The following is a 13,662-nucleotide window of genomic DNA, read 5'->3' as shown; positions in this document are numbered from 1 at the left end:
CGTATATCAGGACGGGAACGGCCAGGGGTTGGGCTTGCAGGTCACCCCGTCCGTGGTGAGGAACTTCGTCTGCTGCATCATCACGGGCGCGAGCGCCCCGGCCTTGGGACAGGACTCGTGATCGTGCCCGAGCCGGTGGCCGACCTCGTGGTTGATCAGCATCTGCCGGTAGGCGTGCATCTGCTCGCCGTACGTCTGCGAACCCTGCGCCCAGCGATAGGCGTTGATCATGACACGGTCGGTCGCGGCCGAGTCGCAGGAGACGTTGTCCTCCGTGGTGTCCAGGCCGGACTTGGCGCACCACGTGGCCGTGGTGCCGGGGCTGGCCAGGGTGACGACGAAGTCGGCGCGGCCGGAGGAGACGCGCTCGAACGTGAGGCTGCCGCCGTGGCCCCAGCTGCGGCTGTCGTTGAGCGTCTTGTGCACGGCCTCGGCGAAGAGCGCGGGGTCGAGCGGCAGCCCCTTCTCCACGTCAATGCGGTAGCGCCGGACTTCACCCTTACCGGGGGCCTTGTCGTGGCCCCCCACGGTCTCGAAGTCGCCGGAGAACTTCGCCTTGGCGTCCAGCGGGTACTTCATCGCCATCTTTTGCTCGTACGTCGCCGGGACCACGGCACCGCCGTTGGGCGTCGGACGGCTGTCGCCGCGGGAGGCGGCCTCGGGGACCCTGTGCTCGTCGGTGTCCGCCGTACGCGCCTGGGCCTTGCTCTCCGTGCCGTCCTCGACCTGGCCCGCCACCACGACGGCCAGCACGGCGGTCACCACGGCGGCGGCCACGCCCGTCATCGTCCGCGCGACACCGCCGCCGGAGGCCCGGTGGGCGCCGCCCGCGTCGCCGCGTCGCGCGACGGCGGCCTCGCGCCGGGGCACGGGCACCCGGGCGGGCGTGACCTGCTGCCCGCGCTGGGCGCCGATGACGGCCCAGCCGTCGACGGACCCCTGGGGCTCCGGGCGGCCGTGCGGCGTGACCGGCCACGCCTGCTCGTCGCCGAGCTCGTGGTCGGCCTGGGGGGCGCGTGCACTGTGTTTACCCACGGGGCGGGGCGCTCCGTTCAGACGTCGTTGCGGTCTCCGTGAGGAGTTCGCCGAAGGCGCGGGCCACCGCGTCGGGGTCCTCCATCATCGCGACGTGGCCCGCCCCCAGCAGCGCCACCAGCCGTGAGTCGCGGAAAGCGGCGCTGGCACGGCGGGCGGTGCGGAAGGGGACGAGCTGGTCGCGCGTTCCGTACACCAGCAGGGTAGGGGCAAGGACGCGCTCAGCCCGGCGCCACAGCGAGTGCTGACCACCGAGGGTGTACGCGTCGACGAGACCGCGCATCGAGCGCGCCATCACATCCCAGAAATACGGCAGCTCGAGCCGCCGCTCGTACTCGGCGACCGCCGCGGCGAACCCCTCCGGTGTCACCCGTCCGGGGTCGCCGTAACAGAGCGCCAGCACCTCCCTCGTACGCCGCTCGGGGGTCCACCCCCGGGTGAGGCGGGCGAAGAGCGGGGCGACGCCGGGCACCGCGAGCATCGTGGTCGGCAGCGCCGTGCGCTTCGGCCGCAGGTCGGGCAGGGCGGGCGAGATCAGCGTGAGCGTACGGACCAGGTCCGGCCGGACCGCCGCCACCCGGGTGACGATCGCCCCGCCCATCGAGTTGCCGAACAGATGCACGGGGCCGCGGCCGCTCGCGTCCAGCAGCCGGATGACCACGCGCGCATACCCCGTGATGGAGTAGTCGCCGTCGTCCGGCGGCGGCGCGTCGCCGAAGCCGGGCAGGTCGACCGCCTCGCCGTCGACGCGGTCCGCGAGCCGCTCCATGAGCGGCGTCCAGTTCTGCGACGAGCCGCCGAGCCCGTGCACGAAGAGCGCGGGCGGCAGCCCCGGGCGTGCGGGCGGGCGTCTGCGCACCGTCACGGTGGCGCCGGGCAGGCCCACCGTGCGCAGCTCCTCCCCCGCACCCGGCTGCGCGGCCCCCGCGGGGGGCACCACGGGCAGCGCGCTGGACACCGGCGACTCGGTCTCGGACATGCGGGCAATGTTACGAGACGATCACGCCGGAAACTGCTGTGGCGGGCGTCACAGATCGTCTGGCGGTGCGGGGCCGGGTCTCCTACGCTCGTAAGCGGGAGCCAAACGGGAGAAGGGGAAGTACGGCATGCCTGTCGACCCGACCGACCCGGACACGTTCGAGGACGAAGCCGAAACCGGCGAATTCGACGTCGAGGCCCCTGAGGCCGACGCCGCGGAGCAGCACGCGGACCTGTCCCCCCACCACGACGATTCACTGAACCATGTCCACCCGGACGCGGCGAACGAGGCAGACCTGGCCGAGCAGGCCCGTGTCGTGGAATTGGACGAGGACGACTACCGGTGACGCGCGGCGAACCGAGGTGACCTGGGATGACCTGCGCGTTTTGTCGGATATTTGTGGGCTTCCCACAGCGTCGCCCAGGTGAAATTCTCCCCTCCGACCACGCGCTGCGCGGTTACCCAAAAGTACGATGGCGGGCGCGGTGCACACCGTGCACGAAACGATCATGGGAGGCGGCGTGACAGCCATCGAGCAGACCGAGGCGCGCCCGCGGGGCACGCGCCTGCCGCGCCGAGCCCGACGCAACCAGCTCCTGGGCGCCGCCCAGGAGGTCTTCGTGGCCCAGGGGTACCACGCGGCGGCGATGGACGACATCGCCGAGCGCGCGGGCGTCAGCAAGCCGGTCCTCTACCAGCACTTCCCCGGCAAGCTGGACCTCTACCTGGCGCTGCTGGACCAGCACTGCGACAACCTGCTGCAGTCCGTGCGCACCGCGCTGGCATCGACCTCCGACAACAAGCAGCGCGTGGCGGCCACCATGGACGCCTACTTCGCCTACGTCGAGGAGGAGGGCGGCGCCTTCCGCCTCGTCTTCGAGTCCGACCTCACCAACGAGCCCGCCGTGCGCGAGCGCGTCGACCGGGTCTCCCTGGCCTGCGCCGAGGCGATCAGCGAGGTCATCGCCGAGGACACCGGGCTGGCGAAGGACGAGGCCATGCTGCTGGCCGTGGGCCTCGGGGGCGTCTCCCAGGTCGTGGCCCGCTACTGGCTCTCCAGCGAGAGCGCCGTCCCGCGCGGCACCGCGGTCCAGCTGATCACCTCGCTGGCCTGGCGCGGCATCGCGGGCTTCCCGAAGAGCGCCGGCGAGCACTGACGAAGCGCCGGCGAACGCCGGCGAACGCTGACGACCTGCACCGTTTGTTCGCTGCGAGCGTGCGGCCGGGCCGCCCGGCCCGCGGGTCCGCCGGGCTAATGTGTGGGACGTACGGCGCTGCCGTACACGCACCTTTCCCCCTGGGCCACACCACGGGGGACCGCACATCTTCGGAGGGACATCAGCGTGGAGGTCAAGATCGGCGTGCAGCAGGCGCCCCGCGAGATCGTTCTGGAGAGCGCGCAGTCTGCCGAGGAGGTCGAGCGCCAGGTGGCCGACGCCCTGGCGGGCAAGGCCTCGATGCTCAGCCTGACGGACGACCACGGCCGCAAGGTCCTGGTCCCCGCCGACAAGCTGGCGTACGTGGAGATCGGCCAGCCGGCGACCCGCAAGGTCGGCTTCAGCACGATCTGAGCGCGCGTCCGACGGAAAACAAAAAGGTGGGCCCTGGGTGAGGACTCCCCCCGTCCCCCGCCGTTGTGCGCGAGGGTTGCTCCGTGATGTCCCGGGGTAGGACGGCCACGACCGAATTGCACCCGCTTCTCGGCCACCGCACGGGAGGGACCCCACATGATCCTCTGGGAAGCGCTCGGCTCGGTCCTCATCGGCCTCGGCGTCTCGGCCGGGGCACTGCACCGGCTCCCCCCGCGCTTCGGTGAGTTCCGCTCCCGCCCGCTCGCCCTGTCGACGGGGCCGGGCGCCGGGCTCTTCGGCGCCCTGCTGACGCACTCGGTCCTCGGCCCCGGCCACCTTCTCGGCACGCTGGCGGGGTCCCTCGTGATGGCCGTCGCCCTGCTGTCGCTGCTGCTCGTCCCGTCCGGGCCCCCGCGACGCTCAGCGGCGGCCTGAGCCACCGGGAGCAGCGGCCGGTGGCCCGATCGCTCCGGTTACGCCGCCAGACCGAGCGCCGCCATCCGCTTGGTGTGCGCCTCGGTGATCCGGGAGAACATCTTCCCGACCTCCGCGAGATCGAAGCCGTCGGCCACGCCGCCCACGAGCATCGTGGACAGCGCGTCCCGGTCGGCGACCACGCGCTGCGCCTGGGAGAGCGCCTCGCCCATCAGCCGCCGCGCCCACAGCGCCAGCCGCCCGCCGACCCGCGGGTCGGCCTCGATCGCGGCCCGCACCTTTTCGACCGCGAACGTGGTGTGCCCAGTGTCGTCGAGCACATTCAGCACCAGGGTCCGGGTGTCCGAATCCAGCCGGGCCGCGACCTCGCGATAGAAGTCACTGGCGATCGAGTCGCCCACATAGGCCTTGACCAGGCCCTCCAGCCAGTCGGACGGCGCGGTCTGGCGGTGGAACTCGTCCAGCGCCGCCGCGAAGGGCTCCATCGCCCCGGTCGGCTGGACATCGATGGCCGACAGCCGGTCGCGCAGCCGCTCGAAGTGGCCGAACTCCGCGGCGGCCATCCTGGCCAGCGCGGCCTTGTCGTCCAGGGACGGGGCGAGCTTGGCGTCCTCGGCGAGCCGCTCGAAGGCGGCCAGCTCGCCATAGGCGAGAGCGCCGAGCAGATCGACGACGGCCGCCCGGTACTGCGGGTCGGCGGCAGCCTGCGCCCAGTCCTGGGCGGCGATTCCGGTGTGTTCTTCGGGCGTCTCCATGCAGCGAACGATAGCCCGCCCCGTCAGGGACGGAAGTGCCTGGTCAGCCAGTCGTCGAAGGATGCGATCACGGACAGTCCGGACACAGGTGCGGCTTTCCGGGGTACAGTGCTATGTGGCCGGCCGAGTTCTCGGCGGGCCGCACCCATGCCGGTTCTTCTGGGAGCATTTCCCCGGAGCGCCAGCGGATGCCCGGTCGGTGGCCCGATCGGCTTCCACAAAACCGACCGCCCTCCGCGCGGTGCGCACGAGATCCGCGCACGCCAGGAGGGATCCGCTCGCGGTACGTGTGCTCGAGCGAAGGCAGTGGTCCCGCGCCATCCGGCCCCTGGCCGGCCGAGTACCCCGGTGCGGTACGTACGGACCCCTCGTACGACCCCCTTCGCCGCCTCGCGCCGCGTCTCACAAGAAGAGGCAAAGCCCTGAAAACGCAGCAGAACACGGCAACCTTCCGAGAACTCGGGATCCTCCCCGAGACCGCCGAGGCCCTCGAGGCCGTGGGCATCGTCAACCCGTTCCCCATCCAGGAGATGACGCTCCCGGTCGCCCTCGCCGGCTCCGACGTCATCGGCCAGGCCAAGACCGGCACGGGCAAGACCCTGGGCTTCGGCCTGCCGCTGCTGGAGCGCGTCGTCGTCCCCGCCGACGTCGAGGCGGGCCGGGCGAAGCCCGAGGAGCTGACCGACGCCCCGCAGGCGCTCGTGGTCGTCCCCACCCGTGAGCTGTGCCAGCAGGTCACCAACGACCTCCTCACCGCCGGAAAGGTCCGCAATGTGCGGGTCCAGGCGATCTACGGCGGCCGGGCGTACGAGCCCCAGGTCGAGGCGCTCAAGAAGGGCGTCGACGTCATCGTCGGCACCCCCGGGCGGCTGCTGGACCTGGCCGGCCAGAAGAAGCTCAGCCTCGCGCACGTCAAGGCTCTCGTGCTGGACGAGGCCGACGAGATGCTCGACCTGGGCTTCCTGCCCGACGTCGAGCGCATCATCACGATGCTCCCGGCCACGCGGCAGACCATGCTCTTCTCCGCCACCATGCCGGGCGCGGTCATCTCGCTCGCGCGGCGCTACATGTCGCAGCCCACGCACATCCGCGCCACCGAGCCGGACGACTCGGGCCAGACGCACGCCCACATCGCGCAGCACGTCTACCGCGCCCACTCCATGGACAAGCCGGAGATGGTCGCGCGCATCCTCCAGGCCGAGGGGCGCGCCCTCGCGATGATCTTCTGCCGTACGAAGCGGACGGCCGCCGACATCGCCGACCAGCTCACCCGCCGCGGCTTCGCCGCCGGCGCGGTCCACGGCGACCTCGGCCAGGGCGCCCGCGAGCAGGCGCTGCGCGCCTTCCGCAACGGCAAGGTGGACGTGCTGGTCTGCACGGACGTCGCCGCGCGCGGCATCGACGTCGACAACGTCACGCACGTCATCAACTACCAGTCCCCCGAGGACGAGAAGACCTACCTGCACCGCGTCGGCCGCACGGGCCGCGCGGGCAAGGCCGGTACGGCCGTCACGCTGGTCGACTGGGACGACGTCCCGCGCTGGAAGCTCATCAACAAGGCGCTGGACCTGCAGTTCGACGACCCGGAGGAGACGTACTCCACCTCCTCGCACCTCTACGAGCAGCTGAACATCCCCGCCGGCACGAAGGGCATCCTGCCGCGCACCGAGCGGACCCGTGCGGGGCTCGCGGCGGAGGAGATCGAGGACCTCGGCGAGCCGGGCGGCCGTCGTGGCCGTGACCGCGGCCGCGGAGGCCGGGACGACCGGGACGCCGAGGAGCGTCCGGCCCGTACCCGCACCCCGCGCCAGCGCCGCCGCACGCGTTCCGGTGCACCGGCGGAGGACGCGGCGCCGCAGGCCGCTGTCGCCCCGGCTCCCGCCGAGGGCACCACGGCCCCCGAGACGCCGGCCCGTCCGCGTCGTCGCCGCCGCACGCGCAGCGGCGCGAGCGGGGCGGCCGTGGTGGCTCCGGTGGCGGCTCCGGCGGTCGAGGAGGCCGTCGTGGCCCCGGCGCCCGTGAAGACGGTGGAGGAGCCGGAGGCTCCGGCCAAGCCGAAGCGCACGCGCACGGTGAAGAAGGCCGAGGCCGTCGTCGAGACGGTGGAGGCCGTGGTCGAGACCGCCGAGGCGAAGCCGAAGCGCACCCGCACCGTGAAGAAGGCGGAAGCCGCCGTCGACACGGCGGAGGCCGTGGAGGCGAAGCCGAAGCGGACTCGCACGGTCAAGAAGGCCGCTGCTGCCGTCGAGACGACGGATGCCGTGGAGGCGAAGCCGAAGCGCACCCGCACCACCAAGAAGGCCGCTGCTGCCGTCGAAACGACGGAGGCCGCGGAGGCCAAGCCCAAGCGCACCCGCACGGTCAAGAAGGCCGAGGCCATCGTCGAGACGGTGGAGGTGGCCGAGGTGAAGCCGAAGCGCACGCGCGCCGCGAAGAAGGCTGTCGCCGTCGTCGAGACGGTGGAGGCTGTGGAGGCCAAGCCGAAGCGGACTCGTACCGCGAAGAAGGCCGTTGCCGCCGTCGACACGGCGGAGGCCGTGGAGGCCAAGCCCAAGCGCACGCGCACGGTGAAGAAGGCCGCTGCCGCCGTCGAGACGACGGATGCCGTGGAGGCGAAGCCCAAGCGCACCCGCACCACCAAGAAGGCCGCAGCCGCCGTCGAAACGACGGAAGAGAAGCCGAAGCGCACCCGCACGGTCAAGAAGACCGCCGCCGCGACCGAGGCCACCGAGGCGAAGCCGAAGAAGCGCACGGCCAAGAAGGCCGCAGCCGCGGAGAGCTGATACCCCGTCCGCCGACGGCCGGTCACCCCGCACCAGGGGGCCGGCCGTCGGCGCGCGTTAGCCTCGGCACATGAGCAGGCCCCCCTTCCTCACCTTGCCCCCGCGCGCCCGCGCGTACCGTCTCGCCACCGGGCGCGGAGAGTTCGCCGTGCACGACGCACGCCCCGACGCACCGCCGCGCGGCACCGTGCTGCTCGTACCCGGGTTCACCGGCAGCAAGGAGGACTTCATCGCGCTCCTCGAGCCGATCGCCGCGGCCGGCTACCGGGCCGTCGCCATGGACGGGCGCGGGCAGTACGAGAGCGACGGATCCGGCGACGAATCGGCTTACGCACAGGCCGAGTTGGCGCTGGACGTACGGGCGCAGGCGGCAGCCCTCGGCGGGAGCGTGCACCTGCTCGGGCACTCGTGCGGCGGGCTGATCGCACGCGCGGCGGTGCTCGGCGACGCGGCGCCGTTCCGCTCGCTCACGCTCGTGAGCAGCGGCCGGGCGGCGATCTCGGAATCGCAGCGGGCCCGCATCCGGATGCTGGTCCATGCTGTCACGGAGCTGCGGATGGACATGGAGAGCGTCTGGCAGGAGATGCGCAGGCTGGACGCGGAGGCCGGGGGCGGCGCCGAGCCGCAGGAGCTGGCCGACTTCCTGCACCGGCGCTGGCTGGCCACGAAGCCGGTCCAACTCGTGGTGACCGGGCTGCAGTTGACGAGGGAGCCGGACCGTGTCGCCGAACTGGCCCGGGTGCCGCTGCCCAAGCACGTCGTCTCCGGCGCGGAGGACTACGCGTGGCCGGTGCCGGAGCTCGACGCCATGGCGAAGGAGCTGTCAGCGGTGCGTACGGTCGTCGAGGGCGCGGGCCACTCCCCGAACGCCGAGCGGCCGGCCGTGACGGCCGACGCGCTGGTGCGCTTCTGGGACGGGGCGGACGGGGTCACTCCCCCTGGTCGACCGTCACGGTGAACAGGCCGCCCTCGGGGTCGCAGAGCGTCGCCTCGTGGCCCACGCGGGAGTGCCGCGGCTCGGCGGCCAGCTTGCCGCCGGCCGCGAGCGCGGCCGCGACGGCCTTCTCGACGTCGTCGACGCGGAAGTAGACGTGCCAGCGCGGCCGGACCCGCGGGTCCGGTGCCGCTTCGACGCCGCCGCCGCGCAGGCAGGCCACCGTGTGGCCCCCGACCCGCACCATCACGGCGTCGTCCTCGTAGGCGACGTCGGTCTCCTGGCTGTCCCACCGGAAGACCCCGCTGTAGAACACGGCGGCGTCGAAGCAGTCCCGGGTGCGCAGCTCGAGCCACGCGGGGGCGGCGCCGGTGCCGATGCTCCAGCCGCGCAGGGTCGTGCCCTCCCAGAAGCCGAAGACGGCGCCGTCGAGGTCGGCGGCCAGCACGGCTCGCCCGCGGCCGAGGGCGAGCGGCCCCACGGCGACCGTGCCGCCGCGCTCACGGATCCGGGCGGCCACGGCGTCGGCGTCGTCGACCGCGAAGTAGGCGGTCCAGGCTTCCTTCACGCCCATGCGCCGTGCGACGTTGCCGATACCGGCGACGGCCTTGCCGTCGCGGAGGGCCACGGAGAAGTCCTCGCCGAGCGAGCCGGGACGGAAGGTCCAGCCCAGCACCGCTCCGTAGAAGTCCTGCGCCGCGGCGAGGTCACCGGTCAGGAGGCTCACCCAGCAGGGCGTCCCGGGCCCCGCCCGGTCGGAAGCCGACATGGCCGATCGCCTCGTTTCTGTTCCGGGAATCTCCAGTGCCAGGGTTCCACTCGCTCCCCCCATACGCATTCCGGCACGCGGCAGGGGTTCAGTACTGCATCCGCAGGTGGTCCCAGAAGCCGTCCCGCAGGGCGCGGCGCAGGTCCGCGTGGCCCCGCAGGGAGAGCCCGAGCAGCGACTCCGCCTCGACCAGCAGCTCCTGGTCGACCGTGCCGGGGAGGTAGGGGTGGCCGGGCAGCAGCTCGGCGAGCGATTCATGGCCGCGGGCGCCGAGCCACTGGGCGGCGACCCGGGCGCCGACGAAGCGCACGTCCTCGCGGGAGGGCGCGGGCCCTCGGGCGGAGGCGTCGCCGAGGGACTCGTGGACGGTGCGGCGCGTCACGTACGGCTTGCAGAAGTCGAGGTCGAACGTGCGCTGGCTGTCGACCTCCCACAGCAGCGGCTCGGCCTGGTTGCGCCCGCCGACGGCCTCGATGCCCCACAGGTGCACGCGTGCGCCGTAGCCCTGGGCGGCCTCGACGGCCGAGACGAGGTCCTCGTCGCCGCCGATCAGCACCGCGTCGCTGATGGCACGGTGCCGGGCGAGCGATTCGAGGTCGGTGCGGATGAGGGAGTCGACGCCCTTCTGCTGGTTGTTGGCGTTGAGGTTGCCGAGTCTGACCTTGACGTCGGGCAGCTCGGCGATGCTCTGCTGCTCGGCGGTGTGGATGCGGCGGCGGGCGCCGTCGTACCAGTAGACGCGCAGCAGTCTGCTGTCGGGGAAGATCGTGCGGGCCTTGTCGATGAACGCCTCGATCATCCCCTCGGCGTCCAGCTCGAAGGCGCGCCGGTCCTCGGTGCCGGCGACGAGCCGGCCGGCGGCGGCATAGGCGTAGCCCGCGTCCACGAAGATCGCATGGGTGGAGGGTGTGGTCGCGACCTCGGCGAGCACGCGGGTGAGCAGCTCGTTGGTGCGCTCGATACCGGCCGCGACGGCGGTGAGGTCCGGTGGGAGCGCATAGTCATTAGTCACTGAAAAAATTTCCTTAGCGTAGGGAATGTTTGCAGCTGTCACCTCGTTGACACCTACAGAACCTCGCCGCACTGGAGCGGCGTGCGTCATTGTTCATTCAGTTCTCCTCAGGAGGATCAGGACGAAGGGAGAAGCCTTGCGCTTCGAGATCATGCGCCTGGACGACGTCGACGGTACGGCCGTCGACAGCACCGTCGTGGACGCCGCCTCCGTCAACCGGATCGTGCAGCAGGCCGCTTCGATAGGCCAACGCATCTATATCCGCCCGGCCGACACCGGGACGCGGTGACACCCGCACCTCGCTCATACGTGGACGCCCCCGTACGGATCGGTCCGTACGGGGGCGTCCTGTGTCCGGCGGCTCACCGGTGTGCGATCACCTGGGTGATGCCGTTGATGATCTGCTGAACGGCGAGCGCGGAGAGCATCATGCCCGCGAGGCGCGTGACCAGCACCACGCCGCCGTCCTTGATGACCCGGATGATCAGCAGCGAATAGCGCATCACCAGCCACAGCACGACGTGCATCGCGGCGATCGCGGCCCATACCGACACCTGCCCCGCCACCGTGTCCGTGCGCTGCACCGCGAGGATGACCGAGACGATCGCACCCGGCCCGGCGAGCAGCGGCATGCCCAGCGGCACGAGCGCGACGTTGACGTCCTTGGTCTGCTTCGGCTCCTCCGACTTGCCCGTCAGCAGGTCCAGCGCGATGAGCAGCAGGAGCAGACCACCCGCGATCATCAGCGCGGGGGTGGTGATGTGCAGGTAGTCCAGGATCTGCCGGCCGCAGATGCCGAAGACGGTGATGACGCTGAAGGCGACCGCCGCCGCCTGCCAGGCCATGCGCCGCTGGACCTTGGCCGGACGGCCCGCGGTGAGGGCGAGGAAGATCGGCGTGATGCCGGGGGGATCCATGATCACGAACAGGGTGAGGAAGAGGGATCCGAAGACTGCGAAGTCGAACACAGTGGTGCCTTGCAAGAAGTGGTGCCGAGCGGGGGGACGGGAGAGAAGGTGCGGAAGGGATGCGCACGGCGCACAGATGCATACGGAGCCATGGACGCGCCCTTGCGCGCCCGGCCCGTGCATCGTGCCCGGTGGTGAGCGGCGGTCAGCCGCCCGCGCCCGGAACGGGGAACGCGCCCGTCGCCCGGCGCGTGATCTCGCCGTAGATTTCCGGGTCGGTCGTGAACTCGCCGAGTTCACACGTCTTGTGGCTGCCGTGGTAGTCGCTCGAGCCGGTCGTCAGCAGACCGAGCTCGGCGGCGAGGCCGCGCAGCCGGGCGCGGGTGGGCGCGTCGTGGTCCATGTGGTCCACCTCGATGCCGTCGAGACCGGCCGAGGCGAGCTCGGCTATCGCGCTCTCGGGCAGGCACATGCCGCGCTTGACCGCCATCGGGTGCGCGAGCACGGTCACGCCGCCGGCGGCCTTGACCAGGCGCACCGCGTCGAAGGGGTCGAACTCGTGCTTCTCGACGTACGCCCGGCCGCCGCCCCCGATCCACTCCGCGGTGAAGGCGTCGGAGACGCTGTCGATCACCCCGAGCTCGACCATGGCGGTGGCGACGTGCGGACGGCCGACGGCGCCGCCGGCCGCGAGCTCGGCCACCCGCTCCCAGGTGACGGGCACGCCGAGGTCGCGCAGCGCGGCGACCATGGCCCGGGCGCGCGGCTCCCGGCCGTCGCGGACGAGCTCGCGCTCCCGCGCGAACTCCGGCTCGGCCGGGTCGAAGAGGTAGGCGAGCATGTGCACGCCGATGCCGCCCAGGCGGCAGGAGAGCTCGGCGCCGGTCACCAGGGTGAGCCCGGCGGGCAGGGCCGCGATGGCCTCCGCGTGGCCGCCGACACCGTCGTGGTCGGTCAGCGCGACGACGTCCAGCCCGGCCGCGGCCGCCTTGCGGACCAGCTCGGCGGGGGTGTCCGTACCGTCCGAGGCCGTGGAGTGGGTGTGCAGGTCGATGCGCACGACTCGGGCCTCCCTCAAGACGGTGTGAGCGGAACGGTGTGAACGGAACCGGTTCAGGATAACCGTCGCGTCAGGGCGCGTCGGGCGCCAGGATGCGCGGGGAGAGCGCCCCGCACGGTACGAGGTCGACTTCGGCGCCCGCGTCGCGCAGGTCCGTGAGCACGAGCTCGCCGTACATCAGCAGTGCCGAGGTCTCCGGCCATACGACGGCCCACAGCCACAGGCCGCGGGCCTCGCCCGCGAAGACGGCCCGGTCGCCGGGGGCGCCCTCGACATGCCAGAGGTGGGTGGGGCGGCCCGCGGCGAAGACCTTGGCGTGCGGGGGGCGGTCGACGCTCAGATAGGGGCCGGGGTCGGGCCCCTTGATGCCGGCGTAGCGGGCCCCCAGTCCGACCCCGAGCTCCTCGGCGATCAGCACCAGCTCGCCCGGCCCGCCGAACGGGCCCGGTCCCGAGCAGGCGACGGCGGTGGCCCGGCCGCCGCTGCGGTCGTCGCCCGCGCAGACGACGCCGGTGAACAGCCAGCCGACCGGCAGGGGCCAGGGCATCCACACCGGGACCCTGGCCCTGTTGACGACGACGGCCAGTGCTTCGACGCTCGGCGGGACGACCGGCTGCAGGGGATGCACGGGTCCGTGCACCGCGCACTGCCAGGAGTCGGCGAAGAGACCGGGCGCTCGCACCCGGCCACCGCACTTCGGGCAACTGGGTTCGCCCCTCATAGGGTCCAACGGTCCTCCCGGTCCGGCGTCGCGTCAAGGACGATCACCCGTCCGGAGGCTGCCTCCAGGCCAGGTCTGATCAGCACAGCCGGACAGCGCGGCCCGGTCAGTCCAGGGCGACCCCGGCACGCAGGGGATCCCGCAGATCGGTGCCGTGCCGCAGCCAGCGCTCCTCCAGCGCGGCGGCGCCGTGGACGCGCTTCCAGGCGGCCTCGTTCCGGGTCATCGGCAGAAGCGGGAGAAAGCGGACGGGTTCCATCGGCTCGTCCAGCTCGAGATCCTCGACCAGCCCCCCGGACTCCGCGACGAGCACCGCGGTGAACGATGCGCCCGGCCACAGCGGCTCGCCGGTGTCCAGCGAGGCGCCCGGCGCCACGACGAGGCCCTCCACCTGCGGCGAGGCGGCCAGCACGGCGAGCGGGCGCAGCACCTTGTCCGTGTCGGCCCGCCCGGCGCGCACGGTGAGGACGAGCTCGGCGCGCGGACCGCGGAAGGGGTCGGCGAGCGGCGAGGTCGGGTCGGCCATCGGCTGTGCGGACATGCCGAGGGTGGCGTAGCGGACGATGCCCTCGCCGGGGACGGTGAAGCGGAGAACCTCGATGCGGTCCGTGCCCAGAAAGGTCACCGCGGCACGAGCGTCCGGTTCGCCGAACGTGGTGCGCAGCCGGGCCTCGACGAGTGCGAGAACGTCTGACATGAG

The 13,662-nt window shown here is 72.3% G+C and carries 16 protein-coding genes; 7 read left to right on the top strand and 9 right to left on the bottom strand.

All coding sequences use genetic code 11. The features are described 5' to 3' along the window. Positions 1-6 precede the first annotated feature (6 nt). The gene (locus ACV530_RS19805) at positions 7-1,035 is read right to left on the bottom strand and encodes a DUF3152 domain-containing protein (RefSeq protein ID WP_494333874.1); all 1,029 of its coding nucleotides are present in this window, start codon (positions 1,033-1,035) and stop codon (positions 7-9) included. Continuing rightward, the gene (locus ACV530_RS19800; protein ID WP_494333873.1) at positions 1,028-2,014 is read right to left on the bottom strand and encodes an alpha/beta fold hydrolase; all 987 of its coding nucleotides are present in this window, start codon (positions 2,012-2,014) and stop codon (positions 1,028-1,030) included. Before ACV530_RS19800 ends, ACV530_RS19805 begins: the two co-directional genes overlap by 8 nt. A gap of 127 nt (positions 2,015-2,141) precedes the next feature. On the opposite strand from ACV530_RS19800, the gene ACV530_RS19795 reads away from it, so the two are divergent. From ACV530_RS19795 to ACV530_RS19780, 4 genes are all read left to right on the top strand, one after another. Further along, positions 2,142-2,360 (top strand): Rv3202a family protein, encoded by a 219-nt coding sequence (locus ACV530_RS19795; RefSeq protein ID WP_494333872.1) that lies wholly within the window; start codon positions 2,142-2,144, stop codon positions 2,358-2,360. 175 nt (positions 2,361-2,535) lie between these two features. Continuing rightward, positions 2,536-3,171 carry a TetR/AcrR family transcriptional regulator gene (locus ACV530_RS19790; RefSeq protein WP_494333871.1) on the top strand — a complete coding sequence of 212 codons (636 nt, stop codon included), beginning with the start codon at positions 2,536-2,538 and terminating at the stop codon, positions 3,169-3,171. Positions 3,172-3,357: 186 nt separating this feature from the next. Continuing rightward, positions 3,358-3,585: a DUF3107 domain-containing protein gene (locus tag ACV530_RS19785; protein WP_494333870.1), complete on the top strand. Its 228-nt coding sequence runs from the start codon at positions 3,358-3,360 to the stop codon at positions 3,583-3,585. 156 nt (positions 3,586-3,741) lie between these two features. Further along, on the top strand, positions 3,742-4,020 hold the full coding sequence (locus tag ACV530_RS19780; protein ID WP_494333869.1) for a hypothetical protein: 279 nt from the start codon (positions 3,742-3,744) through the stop codon (positions 4,018-4,020). A gap of 38 nt (positions 4,021-4,058) precedes the next feature. Here the strand turns inward: ACV530_RS19780 and ACV530_RS19775 are convergent, their stop codons facing one another. Then, positions 4,059-4,775, bottom strand: a complete 717-nt coding sequence (locus tag ACV530_RS19775) for a ferritin-like fold-containing protein (protein ID WP_494333868.1) — start codon at positions 4,773-4,775, stop codon at positions 4,059-4,061. Between the two features lie 530 nt (positions 4,776-5,305). Between ACV530_RS19775 and ACV530_RS19770 the strand changes: the two genes are divergently transcribed. Then, positions 5,306-7,558, top strand: a complete 2,253-nt coding sequence (locus ACV530_RS19770) for a DEAD/DEAH box helicase (RefSeq protein ID WP_494333954.1) — start codon at positions 5,306-5,308, stop codon at positions 7,556-7,558. Between the two features lie 70 nt (positions 7,559-7,628). Then, positions 7,629-8,516: an alpha/beta fold hydrolase gene (locus ACV530_RS19765; RefSeq protein ID WP_494333867.1), complete on the top strand. Its 888-nt coding sequence runs from the start codon at positions 7,629-7,631 to the stop codon at positions 8,514-8,516. On the opposite strand, the gene ACV530_RS19760 is transcribed toward ACV530_RS19765, so the two are convergent. Both ACV530_RS19760 and ACV530_RS19755 read right to left on the bottom strand, forming a co-directional pair. Continuing rightward, positions 8,488-9,261 carry a VOC family protein gene (locus tag ACV530_RS19760; protein WP_494333866.1) on the bottom strand — a complete coding sequence of 258 codons (774 nt, stop codon included), beginning with the start codon at positions 9,259-9,261 and terminating at the stop codon, positions 8,488-8,490. The genes ACV530_RS19765 and ACV530_RS19760 overlap by 29 nt on opposite strands. 88 nt (positions 9,262-9,349) lie before the next feature. Further along, positions 9,350-10,273: an NYN domain-containing protein gene (locus tag ACV530_RS19755; RefSeq protein ID WP_494333865.1), complete on the bottom strand. Its 924-nt coding sequence runs from the start codon at positions 10,271-10,273 to the stop codon at positions 9,350-9,352. Between the two features lie 136 nt (positions 10,274-10,409). Here ACV530_RS19755 and ACV530_RS19750 point away from each other — a divergent pair, with 136 nt between their 5' ends. Further along, positions 10,410-10,562 carry a DUF8834 family protein gene (locus ACV530_RS19750; protein WP_494333864.1) on the top strand — a complete coding sequence of 51 codons (153 nt, stop codon included), beginning with the start codon at positions 10,410-10,412 and terminating at the stop codon, positions 10,560-10,562. Between the two features lie 73 nt (positions 10,563-10,635). Here the strand turns inward: ACV530_RS19750 and ACV530_RS19745 are convergent, their stop codons facing one another. From ACV530_RS19745 to ACV530_RS19730, 4 genes are all read right to left on the bottom strand, one after another. Then, positions 10,636-11,241: a MarC family protein gene (locus ACV530_RS19745; protein ID WP_494333863.1), complete on the bottom strand. Its 606-nt coding sequence runs from the start codon at positions 11,239-11,241 to the stop codon at positions 10,636-10,638. 145 nt (positions 11,242-11,386) lie between these two features. Beyond that, positions 11,387-12,241, bottom strand: coding sequence for a PHP domain-containing protein (locus ACV530_RS19740; RefSeq protein ID WP_494333862.1), 855 nt, complete (start codon positions 12,239-12,241; stop codon positions 11,387-11,389). Between the two features lie 70 nt (positions 12,242-12,311). Next, the gene (locus tag ACV530_RS19735) at positions 12,312-12,962 is read right to left on the bottom strand and encodes a DUF6758 family protein (protein WP_494333861.1); all 651 of its coding nucleotides are present in this window, start codon (positions 12,960-12,962) and stop codon (positions 12,312-12,314) included. A 106-nt stretch (positions 12,963-13,068) separates the two neighbouring features. After that, a complete protein-coding gene (locus tag ACV530_RS19730; protein ID WP_494333860.1) occupies positions 13,069-13,659 on the bottom strand; it encodes a suppressor of fused domain protein in 591 nt (196 codons plus the stop codon). Positions 13,660-13,662: the final 3 nt, after the last annotated feature.

The organism is Streptomyces sp. SX-6 (assembly GCF_059089585.1).
Note: the sequence above shows the minus strand (reverse complement) of the source record. Positions and strands in the feature narration are given on the sequence as shown.